General features: G+C 40.5%; 12 protein-coding genes. 6 read left to right on the top strand and 6 right to left on the bottom strand.

Annotated elements, in window-relative coordinates; translation table 11 throughout:
• Window positions 1-106: 106 nt before the first annotated feature.
• The 4 genes from L1272_RS01005 to nadC form a co-directional block, all read right to left on the bottom strand.
• Window positions 107-1336, bottom strand: coding sequence for a type II secretion system F family protein (locus L1272_RS01005; RefSeq protein WP_235372585.1), 1230 nt, complete (start codon window positions 1334-1336; stop codon window positions 107-109).
• 8 nt (window positions 1337-1344) lie between these two features.
• Window positions 1345-2718 (bottom strand): O-antigen ligase family protein, encoded by a 1374-nt coding sequence (locus L1272_RS01010; RefSeq protein ID WP_235372586.1) that lies wholly within the window; start codon window positions 2716-2718, stop codon window positions 1345-1347.
• A complete protein-coding gene (locus tag L1272_RS01015) occupies window positions 2681-3109 on the bottom strand; it encodes a pilin (protein ID WP_235372587.1) in 429 nt (142 codons plus the stop codon). The genes L1272_RS01010 and L1272_RS01015 overlap by 38 nt, the downstream gene beginning before the upstream one ends.
• A gap of 490 nt (window positions 3110-3599) precedes the next feature.
• Entirely contained in the window at window positions 3600-4448 is an 849-nt protein-coding gene (nadC, locus tag L1272_RS01020; protein WP_235372588.1) for a carboxylating nicotinate-nucleotide diphosphorylase, read from the bottom strand.
• A 187-nt stretch (window positions 4449-4635) separates the two neighbouring features.
• Here nadC and ampD point away from each other — a divergent pair, with 187 nt between their 5' ends.
• The 6 genes from ampD to lpdA all read left to right on the top strand — a co-directional run bounded on the left by ampD (window position 4636) and on the right by lpdA (window position 13552).
• Window positions 4636-5178, top strand: coding sequence for a 1,6-anhydro-N-acetylmuramyl-L-alanine amidase AmpD (gene ampD / locus L1272_RS01025; RefSeq protein WP_235372589.1), 543 nt, complete (start codon window positions 4636-4638; stop codon window positions 5176-5178).
• A gap of 21 nt (window positions 5179-5199) precedes the next feature.
• Window positions 5200-6051, top strand: a complete 852-nt coding sequence (gene ampE, locus L1272_RS01030) for a beta-lactamase regulator AmpE (protein ID WP_235372590.1) — start codon at window positions 5200-5202, stop codon at window positions 6049-6051.
• Window positions 6052-6529: 478 nt separating this feature from the next.
• Entirely contained in the window at window positions 6530-7279 is a 750-nt protein-coding gene (gene pdhR / locus L1272_RS01035) for a pyruvate dehydrogenase complex transcriptional repressor PdhR (protein ID WP_036965924.1), read from the top strand.
• Window positions 7280-7364: 85 nt separating this feature from the next.
• Window positions 7365-10031 (top strand): pyruvate dehydrogenase (acetyl-transferring), homodimeric type, encoded by a 2667-nt coding sequence (gene aceE / locus L1272_RS01040; RefSeq protein ID WP_062566172.1) that lies wholly within the window; start codon window positions 7365-7367, stop codon window positions 10029-10031.
• A 9-nt stretch (window positions 10032-10040) separates the two neighbouring features.
• Complete coding sequence (gene aceF, locus L1272_RS01045) at window positions 10041-11939, top strand: pyruvate dehydrogenase complex dihydrolipoyllysine-residue acetyltransferase (protein ID WP_235372591.1); 1899 nt, start codon at window positions 10041-10043, stop codon at window positions 11937-11939.
• Between the two features lie 188 nt (window positions 11940-12127).
• Complete coding sequence (gene lpdA / locus L1272_RS01050) at window positions 12128-13552, top strand: dihydrolipoyl dehydrogenase (RefSeq protein ID WP_194441848.1); 1425 nt, start codon at window positions 12128-12130, stop codon at window positions 13550-13552.
• Window positions 13553-13742: 190 nt separating this feature from the next.
• Here lpdA and L1272_RS01055 read toward each other — a convergent pair whose 3' ends face one another.
• The gene (locus tag L1272_RS01055) at window positions 13743-15758 is read right to left on the bottom strand and encodes a methyl-accepting chemotaxis protein (protein ID WP_138601742.1); all 2016 of its coding nucleotides are present in this window, start codon (window positions 15756-15758) and stop codon (window positions 13743-13745) included.
• Window positions 15759-15899: 141 nt separating this feature from the next.
• Complete coding sequence (locus L1272_RS01060; protein ID WP_054550995.1) at window positions 15900-16715, bottom strand: symmetrical bis(5'-nucleosyl)-tetraphosphatase; 816 nt, start codon at window positions 16713-16715, stop codon at window positions 15900-15902.

A 16715-nucleotide genomic window follows, 5' to 3' on the forward strand; every position in this document is an offset into this window, starting at 1 on the left:
GACCATTTAGAGGCCGAATTTATTTCGCTGTGTTGAACTGTTTTTATTATTTATTTTATGTAGCAAGTTATCAACTAGCGTTTTGAGTTTTGCTTACAGCCATGTGTTAAATCACCGACCCTAACTGGAATATAGGCAAGTACATAGCAACAATTAAACCACCAACCAGCACACCTAATACAGCCATAATGAGTGGTTCAAGTAAGCTTGATAAACCGTCAACGGCATCATCAACCTCTTGCTCATAAATAGTTGCGACTTTAGCAAGCATGCCATCAAGTGAGCCAGACTCTTCACCAATGGCTACCATTTGGATCACCATATCGGGGAATATTTTAGAGTTACGCATTGCCCAGTTCATTAAATTACCTGAGCTCACTTCTGCTTTAATTTCTAAAATTGCATAGCGATAAACCGCATTACCAGAAGCACCCGCAGCAGAGTCAAGTGCATCAACCAGAGGTACACCAGCAGCAAACGTAGTTGATAAAGTACGAGCGTAACGCGCAACCGCCGCTTTATTCAAAATCATACCAATAACGGGGAGTTTTAATATGGCTCTATCGTTAGCATCTCGGAGTTTTTTACTTTTTAATAGAGCTTCTTTATAAGCAAAACCTGCGGCGATAATTGCAATTAGAATTATCCACCAATATTCCTGCATGAACTCTGAAATACCAATCACCATTAACGTAAAGCCCGGCAACTCAGCTCCAAAGCCATTAAAGATATCTTGGAATTGTGGCACTACAAATATAAGTAGAATAGAAGTTACAATGACTGCGACCACCAAAACCGCAATAGGATAAAACATGGCCTTTTTAATTTTCGATTTTAATGCTTCGGCCTTTTCTTTATAAAGCGCAACACGGTCAAAAATTTTATCAAGGGCACCCGACTGTTCACCTGAGGCCACTAAGTCGCAATATAAATCATCAAAATAGCGCGGATGTTTACGGAGCGCTTGAGAAAGTGGCACACCGGCTTTGACTTCATCACCTATGCCTTCCATTAATTTAGTAATACTTTTATTTTTTGTACCGCTCCCGATCATCTCAATAGTTTGGATTAGGGGAACACCAGCCATCAGCATAGTGGCAATCTGTCGTGTAATTAAGGCAATATCTTTTGGCGTAATTTTTTGAACAGATTTAATGCCAAATAACGGTTTTGCTTTGCGTTTTACTTTAGAAGGAGTGATACCTTGCTTTCTGAGTTGTGCTTTGACTAAGGCTATGCTTTGACCTGACAGCTCACCTTCAAGCTTTTTACCTCGTGAGTTAACACCTATCCACTGAAAGGTGTCTAAGCTTTGATTGTTATGTTGTTTAGTCATTAGAAATCCTAAAAAGAAAAATTGCAATACTCTATGGTAAACTGGCCATGCGCCCAATAATTTGGTCCTAGAAAGCTATTGTCTTTACATTTATAGGTTATAAAAGCAGAAGCTAAATATATTAGCAGAATTAATGTAAGTATAATCTTCAAAAAATACCCACCGATAAAAATTTCACTTCTAGAACCTGCATTTTCCGAGTTACTAATCAGTACACCAAAAAATATTAACACAAATGTTTGTGGGATTGGCATAACAATCACGCCTGAAAAAAAAGAAAGTATGAGCATGCTTATAAGTGCAAGTAGGCAAGTTTGGTGTTCTTCCGAAACTTCACCATCTCTATTATTTTTTATACTTTTGTAGATTACTCTTAACACAAATCCCACAATGACAAATGCAGGAATGACACCAAGTTCATATACCAATTGAAGAATGCTATTGTGAGGGTGTCGAACACCAAAGTTATAATTTATATAGCTACCAATGCCATTACCTAAAAAAAATTCATTTATACTCAAGCTCCTTATTAAATCTAACCAAATCTCGATACGAGAAGAGCTTGATGCTCTAAATGTATAGCCTATTGTTTGATCTGATTCAATAAAAAAGCTATATAAGCAAAATAGTATTAGGGCTGATAGCGTGGCTTTTAATATGGTTTTACCTTTTTCTTGGTTAATAGCTCTTAAGTTAACGCCTAATAAAGTTATTATCATGCAAGATACAATGGCGCCCCGTGCACCCGTTATAAGTAGGAGTGTGATATTTAAAAATAGAATAAAAAAAACTATTCTCGAGATTTTATTGTTGTTTAAAAAGTATATTAGTACAGGAAAAGATAGGGTCTGGAATTGGTTAAAAAATCTAATATTATTAAATCCATATATAATATCATCGGCTTTAACTGTATTTTCAAAAAATGCGTATATGGATAAATTTAGGATAGAGCATGAAATTAATGCTAAGTTTAAAAGAAATATACTTAAGAAGGTTGTTTTTAATTCTTTTTTTATCTTAGCTCCTAAAGCTATGAAGCTAAATAGAAAAATGTAATGCAATAAATATAAAATAGTTTCAATATTAAAGTTATTGATTGATAGAATGGCACAAGTCAAAAGAAATATTATAAAATAAACTTTATATATAGAAAGTTTTAAAGGGATAAAGATAAAGGTTGTAGTTATGATGAATAAAAAAAATATTTGAATAATTCGTTTTGAGTCGTATAAATTTGGAGAATATACGGAAAATAAAAATATACTTATTGTGAATAATGCGGGGGTTAAACTTAACAGCTTAATGAGGTTTTTAGGGGCTTCGTTAAAGCCCCTAGATTTAAAACTAGCTACCACGGCAGTTAGAAGGTAGGTATTTAGCATCTACAGTACCAGCGTTACATGTCCATTTGATAGAGCCTGTGCCCGCAACACTTGGTGTAAATACAACCGTTTTTCCACTTTCAACTTTATCGTTGTAAGTTACAGTGATTACTCCGTCATCAACTTCTACACTAGTAACAGCGTTACCTGTGATTGTGGTAGAAACAGGCATCCCTGCTGCAGTATTGTCTGCAGGCCAATCCGCTTCAGAAACATAATATTCAGTTACAGCTGCTTTTGCCGAAGCGCCAAGTGTAATACCTTCACTAACGTGTGCGCGTTTTGTATAATCTTGATAAGCAGGAAGTGCTACTGCAGCAAGAATACCGATGATTGCAACTACAATCATTAATTCAATTAGGGTGAAACCCTGTTGGTTTTGTTGTGTCATTTGTTCCTCTCCTAAAGGATATGATGATTTTGTAAGTTTAGCTGTAACTTCAGCGTTGTAAACCAAGGCTCAATTTACAGGATAAATCTTACAGTTTTAATTAAAACTTCTTTAATAAAGCTTGATTGATAACATAAAACTCTTAGAACTTCCCATGTTCTGAAAACATTAATTAACTTTAGCATTATTCAATGATTTTGAAAGCTATTTTCCTGTTAGCTAGAGGTTTTTTCAGAACTTTCCTACTTTAGTTTGAGACAGGTCAAGCTAATTCAATTATTGCACTGTTTGATATGGCATCCTTGCTAATACTTTGATGAGTGAAACTAAAATGTGTGTAAGAGCCTAGGGTGCAGACATACTAAAGAGTGATATTTTGCCGTATAAATGTTTGTTTTTTGTTACTATTACAAGCTTTGTACGTATTTAATGCTTTTTTTATTTCGTTGTCAACGGATTAGGTAAGCATTAAATACGTGGCTAGCTATTTTTAAGCACTAAAACGCATTGAAAGGTCGATTGATTGTAAATTTTTTGTAAGTGCGCCACTTGAAATAAAGTCAACGCCAGCCTGCGAATAGGTTTTTAAGGTTTCGAGTGTCATGTTGCCAGATACTTCGAGCTTTGCTCGCTTGTCTGTCAGCACGACTGCTTGTTGAATTTGTTCGACTGTAAAGTTATCAAGCATGATGATATCAGCACCTGCTGTGATTGCTTGCTCAAGCTCATCAAGTGACTCCACCTCAACCTCAACTGGTTTTGTAGGGTGATTGATTTTTGCTTGAGCTACTGCTTTATCAATACCGCCACAGGCAGCGATGTGGTTTTCTTTAATTAAGAACGCATCAAACAAACCGATGCGATGATTCGCGCCGCCGCCACATTTTACAGCGTATTTTTGTAGCGCACGTAAACCTGGAATTGTTTTACGTGTGTCGAGTAACTGCGTAGTCGTGCCCTCAAGCTCTTTTACGTAATGAGCAGTTGTTGTTGCTGTACCTGAGAGTGTTTGTACAAAGTTAAGGGCTGTGCGCTCTGCAGTTAAAATTGCGCGAGCTGAGCCTGATGCTGTAAAAAGTGTGCTATTTGCAGCTACTTTGTCGCCGTCATTTACAAGTACTTCAACGTTTACTGTAGGGTCGACTTGCTTAAATACTTCTAAAATAATGTCTTTACCACAAAATACGCAGTCTTCACGGGTAATTACCTTGGCATTGGCTCGCTCGTTTTCTGGAATTAGTTGCGCGGTAATATCACCGTCATTTGCGCTTTGGTAATTTAAATCTTCATCAAGGGCAAGTTTTACCAGTTGGCTAATTAATGTGTGTGGGACTGACATGTCGAAAGCTCATTGTTTATTAATAAATTGGCGAAATTTTACTATGTTTAACCCCTCAATAGAAGACAAAGATTGGCTACAGTAAAGTATCCCCACTGTTACTTTAAGTGATTGAATCAAAGCAACTAGACCCTGAGATTTTAACCCTTTACACTATTTAACTTTATTGTCATCGTTAGTTTTTAATATGCATATAAATGAATTGGGTCAATTAAACGATGTGTTACAAAGGCCCTGTACACATTACGATGAACGCCCAGAAGGCGAGGTATCATTACTTGTTATTCATAATATTTCATTGCCAGCAGGGCAGTTTGCAACGCCTTTTGTTGATGATTTGTTCATGGGAACAATTGATTGTACGGCGCATGAAAGCTTTGCTGATTTAAAAGGCTTAAGAGTGTCAGCACATTGCTTTATTCGTCGTAACGGTGAAGTTATTCAGTACGTGCCTTTTGAGAAACGAGCTTGGCACGCCGGTATCTCAACGTTTGAAGGTAGAGAGCGCTGTAATGATTTTAGCGTGGGCATTGAGCTTGAAGGTACAGACACCAAAGCGTATACCCAAGCCCAATATAATGCATTACACTTAGTGACTAAGGCGTTGATGGCAAAGTACCCTGAGATAAACCGTTCGCGCATTGTTGGCCATTGTGATATTGCACCGGGCAGAAAAACTGACCCAGGTGCGAGTTTTGATTGGCAATACTATTTTGATTTAGTGTTTTAGTTAAAGGATATAGGTAAAGGCATGATCTTAATTTCAATAATTATTGCTTTGGTGATTGAGCGTTTAGGAGCTCGAGCAGATTATTGGCAAATCGGTTTTTATGCCAATAGATATCTTAAACACTCGCAAAAACAACTCTCAGAAAAAGGCTTATTTAATTCGCCAATTGGCTTTTTGATTTGGTTAATGTTGCCTGTCGTTGCCGCAGGTTTAGTCTATCAACTCTCTGATTTTATTATTTGGCAGCTGGCAGTGAATATTACTGCGCTGCTGGTATGTTTTGGCTGTGCTAAACAACGTGCTTTATATAAATCTTACTTAAATGCCTTAACCCGCAACGATCAAGAGGCGGCGACCTTATATGCATTACAAATGGGGCAAAAGAAAACAGAAGATGAGCCTCAAGGTGAGACTTTTGGTCAGACTTTAGCTTGGCTTAACTTTCGCTTTTATTGCGCAGTCATTTTTTGGTTTGTGGTTTTAGGTGTGCCTGGCGCGGTTCTTTATGCGCTAGTTCGAACTTTTGCTGATAAAGTCAGAGACGACTATAAAGTGGCGTACGCTAAGCGTTTTAAACTGATCCATAGCTTACTGTTTTGGCTTGATTGGTTACCTGCACGAGTTGCAAGCTTTGGTTATTTAGTGATTGGTAACTTTAATAAAGGCACCAGTTGTTGGCTCAAGTATGTGCTCGACTTTTCAGTGAGTAACCGTAAAGTTGTTACGCAAACCGCACTTGCCGCTGAGCAAATAGAGCAACAACATTTTGGTTGTACTTATGAAGCTACTTGCATGATGAAGCTTGTAAAACGAAATGTATTGTTCTTTTTAGTGATCATCGCAGCGCTTACCTTATTTGGTGGTTTGGCGTAGTGTGTAAAGTTAGCGAGTTGAAAGAGTAAAGCTTGTTGTATAACTTTATTCATTAATTGCTCTACTAATGCACTTCGATTGAGTTCTGATTTTTTCAGCATTGAAGTGCATCCTACTTCGAATATTTTTCAGTACTCAATTCAACGACGCGGGGTAACCCCGCTGCTACAAAGCTACTCAATTCAACTAACACCGAAAACCTGACCTCTAAAAGCTTTTGCCGCTCAATCTGGTCTGACCATTTATTTTTTATTGTTTTTTCCTTCAGAAAAAGCCACTTTAATCCATACTGTTTAATCTTTAGACGAATTACGTTAGGGTGTAACTAGGCGCTGAACGTAGTGAAATTGACAGAAATACGGGTTTTTGATAACGTATGCGACAAATTTGGTATGACCAATTTACCTTGTTGGTCAAAGCACAAGGCTAAATACCCGATATTTATGGGGTTAGCGCATAACAATGCGGACGTTAATAAATGTCTTTAAAGATTAAAGCAGCAAAATTATCTGATGTAATTTTACAACAACTTGAGAATATGATTCTTGAGGGGTCGTTGGCACCAGGCGAAAAGCTGCCTCCTGAACGTGAATTAGCGAAACAATTTGAAGTATCGCGACCTTCACTGCGTGAGGCGATTCAAAAGCTAGAGGCCAAGGGGTTAGTAACGCGTCGCCAAGGTGGCGGAACGTTCGTAAAAAATCAGCTTGAAGAGGGGCTCACTGATCCGCTTTTTGATTTGATTAGTAAGCATCCAGAGTCACAATTTGATTTACTTGAATTTCGTCATGCCCTTGAAGGAATTGCGGCATATTATGCAGCTATGCGCGGCACAACGAATGATTTCAAAAAAGTAAAACAAAGCTTTGACAACATTGCGCTCGTTAATGACGACATTGTGCAAAAAGCAAAAGCAATTAATGCATTCCATTTTAGTGTGGCAGAAGCGTCTCATAACGTTGTACTGCTACATTTAGTACGTGGTATGCAGGCCTTGCTAGAGCAAAATGTATTACAGAATTTAACTGTACTGTTAAAAAAACCACAGATCAGCCAGCAGCTCGCAGAACATAGACGACTGTTGATGGATGCGGTTATTGAAGGAAACCCAGAGCAAGCACGCCTTGCTAGTAATGCTCACTTAGCCTTTATCGAAGAAGCCTTACTTGAGGCTGGCAAAGAGCATTCGCGGATTGAACGTAGTTTAAGACGCACCAAACAACATTAAGCAAGTGATTAGCTAAGTTTAGTTAACTACTTAATTTTAAGATTTATTAAAATAATTAGTATTTTAAACATAAGGAAACCTCCATATGTCTGAAGTCAATAAAATTGACGTAGACGCGCTAGAAACACAAGAGTGGTTACAAGCCCTTGAGTCTGTTGTGCGTGAAGAAGGTGTTGAACGTGCTCAATTCTTACTTGAGCAAGTGTTAGAGCAAGCCCGTTTAGACGGTGTTGATATGCCTACTGGCACAACCACTAACTACGTTAATACCATTCCGGTAGATCAAGAACCTGCTTACCCAGGTGACGTAAACATTGAACGTCGTATTCGTTCAATCATTCGTTGGAATGCGATCATGATCGTATTACGCGCGTCGAAAAAAGATCTAGACTTAGGCGGCCATATGGCGTCTTACCAGTCTTCAGCTGCATTCTATGAAGTATGTTTTAACCACTTCTTCAAAGCACCAAACGATGTTGATGGCGGTGATTTAGTTTATTACCAAGGTCACATTTCTCCAGGTATCTATGCCCGTGCATTTGTTGAAGGTCGGTTAACTGCTGAGCAGCTTGATAACTTCCGTCAAGAAGTTGATGGTAAAGGTCTTCCTTCATACCCACACCCTAAGTTAATGCCTGAATTTTGGCAGTTCCCTACGGTATCTATGGGTCTTGGTCCAATTGCTTCAATCTACCAAGCTCGTTTCTTAAAATACCTAGACGGTCGTGGCTTAAAAGACACTAAAAACCAACGTGTATACGCTTTCTTAGGTGACGGTGAGATGGATGAGCCAGAATCACGTGGTGCAATCTCATTCGCTGCGCGTGAGAAGCTAGATAACCTATGTTATCTAATCAACTGTAACCTACAGCGTTTAGATGGCCCAGTAATGGGTAACGGTAAGATCATTCAAGAGCTTGAAGGCCTATTCAAAGGTGCAGGCTGGAACGTGATTAAAGTTGTATGGGGTAGTGGTTGGGATATCCTACTTGCTAAAGATACATCAGGTAAATTACTGCAGTTAATGAACGAAACTATTGACGGTGATTACCAAACATATAAAGCAAAAGACGGTGCATATGTTCGTGAGCACTTCTTCGGTCGTTACCCAGAAACAGCAGCACTTGTTGCTGATATGACTGATGAAGAAATCTTCGCACTTAAGCGTGGTGGTCATGAGCCTTCAAAACTTTACGCTGCATTCAAAAAAGCGGAAGAAACCAAAGATCGTCCGACTGTGATCCTAGCTAAAACTGTAAAAGGTTACGGCATGGGTGAAGCGGCTGAAGGTAAAAACATCGCGCACCAAGTTAAGAAAATGGACATGACCCACGTTGAGCACCTACGTTCACGTTTAGGTCTACAAGATTTAGTTTCTGATGAAGAAATTAAAGACTTGCCATATCTTACTCTTGAAGAGGGTTCTGAAGAGTACAAGTATCTTCACGCACGTCGTGAAGCGCTACAAGGTTACACACCTAAGCGTATTCCTAAGTTTTCTGAAAGCTTAACATTGCCAGAAGTTGACGCGTTCAAGCCACTACTTGAAGAGCAAAAACGTGACATCTCTACAACAATGGGCTTTGTACGTGCACTTAATGTGTTACTAAAAGACAAAGGCATTGGTAAAAACATCGTTCCTATCATCGCTGATGAAGCGCGTACATTCGGTATGGAAGGTTTATTCCGTCAAATCGGTATTTATAACCCGCATGGCCAAAACTACACTCCGCAAGACCGCGACATCGTTTCTTACTATAAAGAAGCAACATCAGGTCAGGTACTACAAGAAGGTATCAACGAGTTAGGTGCAATGTCATCATGGGTTGCTGCTGCAACATCATACAGCACTAACGATTTACCAATGATCCCATTCTACATCTACTACTCAATGTTTGGTTTCCAACGTGTAGGTGATATGGCGTGGATGGCCGGTGACCAACAAGCACGTGGTTTCTTACTAGGTGCTACGGCAGGTCGTACTACACTAAACGGTGAAGGTTTACAGCACGAAGATGGTCACAGCCACATTCTTGCTAACACGGTTCCTAACTGTATTTCTTATGATCCGACATTCGCATACGAAGTAGCGGTAATCATGCAAGACGGTATCCGTCGCATGTACGGTGAAGATCAAGAAAACGTGTTCTATTACCTAACGCTAATGAACGAAAACTACCATCAACCGGCAATGCCAGAAGGCGCTGAAGAAGGTATTCGTAAAGGTATCTATAAACTTGAAACTGTGGCTGGCGATAAAGCGAAAGTACAGTTACTAGGTTCAGGTACTATCATGATTGAAGTGCGTAAAGCGGCACAAATCCTGAGCGAAGAGTATGGTATCGGTTCAGATGTATTCTCTGTAACATCATTCAACGAGTTAACTCGTGACGGTCAAGACGCTGAGCGTTTTAACATGCTTAACCCAGAAGCAGAGCAAAAGACTGCTTATATCACGAACGCATTAACTGATGCCGTGACTGTTGCAGCAACAGACTACATGAAGAACTACGCAGAACAAGTTCGTTCATTCGTACCAAGCAGCAACTACAAAGTGTTAGGTACTGATGGTTACGGTCGTTCTGATAGCCGTGAAAACTTACGCCGTCACTTTGAAGTGAATGCTGGTTATGTTGTGGTTGCAACACTATCTGAGCTTGCTAAACGTGGTGAAGTTGAGAAGTCAGTGGTTGTTGAAGCAATCAAGAAATTCGACATCGACACAAACAAAGTTAACCCGCTATACGCATAAGAGGTTCCAATGAGTATTGAAATTAATGTACCAGATATCGGTGGCGATGAAGTTGAAGTAACCGAAATCCTTGTTAGCGTTGGTGATAAGGTTGAGGTTGACCAATCGTTATTAACGGTTGAAGGCGACAAAGCATCAATGGAAGTACCTGCTGCACAAGCAGGTACGGTTAAAGAAATTAAAGTAGCTGAAGGTGATACGGTAACGACCGGTTCACTTATCATGATCTTCGAAGGTGAAGAACAAGCTGCGGCTCCTGCTGAGGTTAAAGAAGAAGCGCCAGCTCCAGCAGCTGCGCCTGCAGCTTCTGCTGTGCAGGAAGTAACTGTGCCAGATATCGGCGATGATGAAGTTGAAGTAACTGAAATCATGGTTGCGGTAGGTGACACGGTTGAAGAAGAGCAATCTTTATTAAGCGTTGAAGGCGATAAAGCATCAATGGAAGTGCCTGCTCCAATCGCGGGTACGGTTAAAGAGATCAAAATCGCGACTGGCGATAAAGTGAAAACGGGCTCTCTAATCTTCGTTTTTGAAACAGCTTCAAGCGGTTCAGAAGCGCCAGCTGCAGAATCAGCACCAGCTGAAGCAGCGCCGGCAGCAGCGGCATCAAGCACTAAAGAAGTAAACGTGCCTGATATCGGTGGTGACGAAGTTGAAGTAACCGAAGTGATGGTTGCTGTTGGCGATAAGGTTGAAGAAGATCAATCAATCTTAAACGTTGAAGGCGATAAAGCATCAATGGAAGTACCAGCACCATTTGCCGGTACTGTTAAAGAAATCAAAGTAGCAGCTGGGGATAAAGTATCAACTGGCTCACTTATCTTTGTATTTGAAGTAGCGGGTAGTGCACCAACTGCAGCGGCACCTGCTCCTGCAAAAGCTGAAGCAGCGCCTGCTCCTGCAGCAAAAGCGCCTGCGGCTGAAAAGCCTGCAGCAGCACCTGCAAGCAACGAAGGTTTTGCAGATAACAAAGCGTATGCACATGCATCGCCTGTTGTTCGTCGTTTAGCGCGTGAGTTTGGTATTAACCTAGCAAACGTAAAAGGCACGGGTCGTAAGAATCGTGTTGTGAAAGAAGACGTACAAAACTACGTGAAAGACCTTGTGAAGAAAGTTGAGTCAGGTCAGCTATCTGCAGGTAAAGGTAATGCCGGTGGCGGTGAGTTAGGTCTTATCCCTTGGCCTAAGGTTGATTTTGCTAAGTTTGGTGAAATTGAAGAGAAGAAACTTTCTCGTATCCAGAAGCTATCAGGTGCTAACTTACACCGTAACTGGGTGCAAATCCCACATGTTACACAGTTTGACGAAGCTGATATCACAAGCCTTGAAGCATTCCGTAAAGAGCAAAACGCACTTGCTGAAAAGAAAAAGCTGGGTGTTAAAATCACACCACTTGTATTTGTAATGAAAGCAGCGGCGAAAGCATTGGCTGAATTCCCAACGTTTAACTCTTCACTGTCTGAAGACGGCGAAAGCTTAATCTTGAAGAAATACATCAATATCGGTGTTGCAGTTGATACGCCAAATGGTCTAGTTGTTCCAGTGTTCAAAGATGTTGATAAGAAAGGCATCATTGAACTTTCTCGTGAGTTAATGGATATTTCTAAGAAAGCACGTGACGGCAAGCTAACTTCATCTGATATGCAAGGCGGTTGTTTCACAATCTCAAGCCTTGGTGGTATCGGTGGTACAGCGTTCACGCCAATTGTGAATGCGCCAGAAGTTGCTATCTTGGGTGTATCTAAGTCAGAAATGAAACCTAAGTGGAATGGCAAAGAGTTTGAACCTAAATTAATGGTTCCATTATCAATGTCATACGACCATAGGGTTATTGACGGTGCCCTAGCAGCACGCTTTACTGTGACGCTAGCAAGCTACATGAGCGATATTCGTCAACTAGTGATGTAATCGTCTCGTAAATTATAAGAATCAAATCCCAGCAAGTTGTTTTTTGCTGGGATTTTTACCATTGGCAATGATACAATCTTTGCCATAGAACAATCTTGGTATAGATATCTGCTCTCCCTTTCTGCCTTGCAGAAACATGGCAGTTAAACTTAGGGGCAGTGTCCCGTTCAAACATTTAAGGTAATAGCATGAGCAACGAATTAAAAACTCAAGTTGTTGTACTAGGCGGTGGTCCTGGTGGTTATTCTGCGGCTTTCCGTGCTGCTGACTTGGGCTTAGAAGTTACACTGGTAGAATCTCGCAACACATTAGGCGGTGTATGTCTAAATGTGGGTTGTATTCCTTCAAAAGCACTTTTACACGTAGCTAAAGTGATCGATGACGCAGCTGAAATGTCATCTCACGGCGTTACTTTTGGCAAGCCTGAAATCGACCTAGACAAAATCCGTTCTTGGAAAGAGTCTGTTATCGGTCAACTAACTGGCGGCCTAGACGGCATGGCTAAAATGCGTAAAGTGAAAGTAGTTAGCGGCTACGGTAAATTCACTGGTAGCAACACACTTGCTGTTGAAGGTGAAGACGGTACAACAACAATCACTTTTGACAATGCTATTATTGCAGCGGGTTCTCAACCTGTTAACTTACCTTTCATCCCTGAAGATGACCGTGTAATTGACTCAACTGGTGCGCTAGAGCTTAAAGACGTTCCTGAGAAACTACTAGTTTTAGGTGGTGGTATCATCGGTCTTGAAATGGGTACTGTATACCGTGCACTAGGTTCTGAAATCGACGTAGTTGAGTTTGCTGATCAATTAGTACCAGCAGCTGATAAAGACGTTATCAAGATCTACCAAAAATACGTTAAGAACAAGTTCAACGTAATGCTTTCTACTAAAGTTGTTGGCGTTGAAGCGAAAGAAGACGGTCTATACGTTTCATTCGAAGGCAAAAACGCACCAGCTGACGCAGTACGTTACGACAAAGTGCTTGTAGCTGTAGGTCGTACACCTAACGGTAAATTACTTGACGCTGATAAAGCAGGCGTTAACGTTGATGAGCGTGGTTTCATCAATGTTGATAAGCAACTTAAAACAAACGTTGATCACATCTTCGCTATCGGTGATATCGTTGGTCAACCAATGCTTGCACACAAAGCGGTTCACGAAGCTCACGTTGCTGCAGAAGTTATCTCTGGTCAGAAACACTTCTTCGATCCTAAGTGCATTCCTTCAATCGCATACACAGATCCAGAAATCGCATGGGTTGGTGTAACTGAGAAAGAAGCTAAAGAGCAAGGATTAAGCATCGAAACTGCTGTATTCCCTTGGGCTGCTTCTGGTCGTGCGATCGCTTCAGCACGTACTGAAGGTCAAACTAAGCTAATCTTCGATAAAGACTCAGGTCGTGTTATCGGTGGTGCTATGGTTGGTATCAACGCAGGTGAAATGCTAGGTGAAATCGGCTTAGCAGTTGAAATGGGCGCAGACGGTGAAGACCTAGCGTTAACTATTCACGCTCACCCAACATTAAACGAATCAATCGGTCTAGCTGCTGAAATCTTCGAAGGTTCAATCACTGACCTTCCAAACAAAAAAGCAGTTAAAAAGAAGTAAGTTCTTTTGACTAATCGTTTTAAAAACCCAGCTCCGGCTGGGTTTTTTGTTTTTTAACCATCAGCACATTTTAGTTATTCACAATAAGACTGAATCAAAAGCCAGCTGTTAACCTCGTTAAGAATTACTATAAAAAAACCGCGTTTGCTTTCACAAACACGGCTTCTATTCTTCATTAGCTTGTAGCTTACTATACTTTAAACGCATCTACCGATAAACGCAGTTCTTCAGCCAGTTTTGCTACTTCAGAGCTTGAGATATTAGTTTGGTTTGCACCTTCAGCTGTTTGCTCTGCGATTGCTACAATCGACTCTAAACGTTCACTGATCTCTTGAGATACTTGCTGTTGTTCGTGAGCGGCTGTTGAAATCTCTTCACTTACGTTATGAGCCTGTGCAACGGCAGCAGTGATTGAATCAAGGGCCGTGTTTGCAAGGTCTGATTGCTCAACGCACGACTCAGCTTGTTGCTTACCTTTCGACATAGCCGATACAGCAGCCTCAGCGCCAACCTGAAGCGATTCAATCATTGCTTGGATCTCTTGGGTCGACTCTTGAGTCTTGCTTGCTAGAGAGCGTACTTCATCAGCAACTACGGCAAAGCCTCGGCCTTGTTCACCGGCACGGGCTGCTTCAATGGCTGCATTAAGCGCAAGTAGGTTGGTTTGCTCAGCAATGCCACGAATAACATCTAAAATGCCACCGATTGAAGCGCTGTCTTTATGAAGTTGGTTGATAACTTGCGATGCATCATCGACTTCACGAGCTAGTTGCTCAATGGTTGCTTTATTTTGTGATGAAATGCCTTTGACACGATCTGCTTCTTTGTCAGCGTTCTTTATTTCACTAAGAGCTTGTTGAGCACTGCTACTTACCGCTTGTGATGTACTGCTCATCTCAGTTGTTGCCGTTGCCGCTTGTTCAACCTGTGCTTGTTGATTACGTATAGCTTGGCTAGATTCTTCAGTGATTGCCGATGTCTCTTCAGAAGCAGCAGCTAGCTGTGTAGAGCGAGAGATTATACCTTGGATAAGCGTACGCAAACTTTCAATTAGCGTATTACAGCTACGTGATAGTTCACCGAACTCGTCTTTAGCTGAGTCGTCAAGACGCTGTGTCATGTCACCGCTTGCCACGATATCAAGGATACGGTTTACTTCAGAAAGGGGCTTGGTTATACGATTAACAGTCACAGCAGCAACGATGATAGCAATTAAAGTAGCAATCACCATGGCAACCCAAGTCCAAATAGTTGCTGTTGAGACATTACCGCTGACATCTTGCTGCAAGTCAAAAGCCAGCACTGTAGCTTGGTCAACTAGTTCTTTTAATTGCTTTAATGCTTCACTAGTAGAGTTTTCTGCGTTTGCTAATTCAGCTTCTGTTTTAGCAATTGCATCAATTAAACGTTTTTTATTTGCAGATAAACTGTTATTACCACGAACATTATCTGAAAGCGTTTCAAAGTAGCCGTTTAAATCATTATACAAACCGGCGTTATTATCAATAATTGCTGGGCGAATGAGCCCTAAACTACGCTCAACTTCTTCTAAGTAATAAACCTGTTCATTTTTTACGATGTCTAATGTGTTGAGAGTTTTCACCGTTAGCATATCAGTGCTGTTAGTGACGACTGATTGGAAGTTGTTTTCCATGTTATTGGCGGCTTGATAAGCACGTGAATGGTTTTCTTCAAGTCCATCTATATCAATAATATCAAGCACCACTGAATTTGCATCTTCAGCACTGATTTCGATGTTTTCAAGCTGGGTGCGTAGTGTTTTATTTAGCTCAAGTTGAGTTTGTTTATCTGCAAACAGGTTGTCGACAGACTTAACAAAGCGCTTATAAGTTTGCTCAACTTGTTGGCTGCTTTGTTTTAGCTTTGGATCGTTGCTAACAATTTGTTGAAGCTCTTGGTAGGAATTATCATATCGTTTTTTTTGTTGGTTGAAATTTTTTCTTAATGTCGCCAGTTCATCTTGCGCACTAGTATAAAAACTTGCCTGAGCTGACTTACTCATTAAAATAAATTCAACCTGTAACTCATAACTCTTATCGAGAGCTGGCAGCGAAAGCTGGTTAACTCGCTGTGTTGATTGATCTATGTTGGTAATTTTTACCAACGAGTTACCACCAATAAAAAGCAGGAGTAACGTAATAACAATAAAGCCACCCCAAATGCGCTGTCTAACGGTCAAGTTCATATGCAATTCCAGAAAATAGTACTAATCAACACTTATCGGCAAGGTTGCCAATTAGTTAAGTATTTAAATTTAATTAGCTTTAAATTAAATTTATTTTAATTGTTATAAATCTAACAGATGTTCAGCTATTTTTCAGTTTATTTAGATAAAAGAGTGGGATTTTTCGACGAAATAGTCTTTTGTGTTGAGTTCCATTAGGGTCATTGCGCCACCCCAAACACAGCCTGTATCAAGTGCGTGGATGTTTTCTTGTTTGACTTTACCTTCTAAAGCAGCCCAGTGGCCAAATGCAATATGCTGTTTTAACTTAGAAATATCAGGGTGATCGAACCAAGGTATTATTGAGCTGTCTTCACTAATACTGGTTTTGTTTGCAAAATCGAGTTCACCTGTAAGGTTTACGAACCGCATCCGAGTGAAATAATTAACAATATAGCGAAATTTAGCTTCACTACTTAAATTCGATTGCCACTGTAACGGATGGGGATCGTACATATTGGCGAAGTAATGAGTTGCATCAGCTCCTTGATAGCATTGTTGGGCAAAACTAGCACGTTTCAATGCTTTTTTTATTGACCAGCTAGGATTTAGGCCAGCATGACTTATCAGCATGTTATAGCGTTCAAGCCAAATAGCTAATGGCTGTTGCTGTAAAAAATGAATATATTCAGCGCGTTTTGGACTATTAAAAACATCGGCCAGCTTATCTTTGGGGTTTGCAGGTTTATTTAGATAATGACAAGCGATAAGGTGTAAATCATGATTACCAAGGGTAATAGTTACACTGCCTTGCATAGTATGAAGACGCTCGAGACAGGCGAGTGAGTCAGGACCTCGAGCGACTATATCGCCGACTAAGTAAAGGTGATCTTGGCTTGGGTTGAAGTTGACCCGTTTCAATAACGCATCAAATTCACTATAACACCCCTGTAAATCACCAATTGCATAATCAGCCAT

The sequence above is a fragment of the Pseudoalteromonas sp. PAST1 genome, from assembly GCF_021532515.1.
Lineage (GTDB): Bacteria > Pseudomonadota > Gammaproteobacteria > Enterobacterales > Alteromonadaceae > Pseudoalteromonas > Pseudoalteromonas simplex.

Coding starts and splice junctions, on each gene's coding strand:
- L1272_RS01005 (WP_235372585.1), bottom strand. CDS start 1,336: ATGACTAAACAACATAACAATCAAAGCTTAGACACCTTTCAGTGGATA.
- L1272_RS01010 (WP_235372586.1), bottom strand. CDS start 2,718: ATGCTAAATACCTACCTTCTAACTGCCGTGGTAGCTAGTTTTAAATCT.
- L1272_RS01015 (WP_235372587.1), bottom strand. CDS start 3,109: ATGACACAACAAAACCAACAGGGTTTCACCCTAATTGAATTAATGATT.
- nadC (WP_235372588.1), bottom strand. CDS start 4,448: ATGTCAGTCCCACACACATTAATTAGCCAACTGGTAAAACTTGCCCTT.
- ampD (WP_235372589.1), top strand. CDS start 4,636: ATGCATATAAATGAATTGGGTCAATTAAACGATGTGTTACAAAGGCCC.
- ampE (WP_235372590.1), top strand. CDS start 5,200: ATGATCTTAATTTCAATAATTATTGCTTTGGTGATTGAGCGTTTAGGA.
- pdhR (WP_036965924.1), top strand. CDS start 6,530: ATGTCTTTAAAGATTAAAGCAGCAAAATTATCTGATGTAATTTTACAA.
- aceE (WP_062566172.1), top strand. CDS start 7,365: ATGTCTGAAGTCAATAAAATTGACGTAGACGCGCTAGAAACACAAGAG.
- aceF (WP_235372591.1), top strand. CDS start 10,041: ATGAGTATTGAAATTAATGTACCAGATATCGGTGGCGATGAAGTTGAA.
- lpdA (WP_194441848.1), top strand. CDS start 12,128: ATGAGCAACGAATTAAAAACTCAAGTTGTTGTACTAGGCGGTGGTCCT.
- L1272_RS01055 (WP_138601742.1), bottom strand. CDS start 15,758: ATGAACTTGACCGTTAGACAGCGCATTTGGGGTGGCTTTATTGTTATT.
- L1272_RS01060 (WP_054550995.1), bottom strand. CDS start 16,715: ATGGCTGATTATGCAATTGGTGATTTACAGGGGTGTTATAGTGAATTT.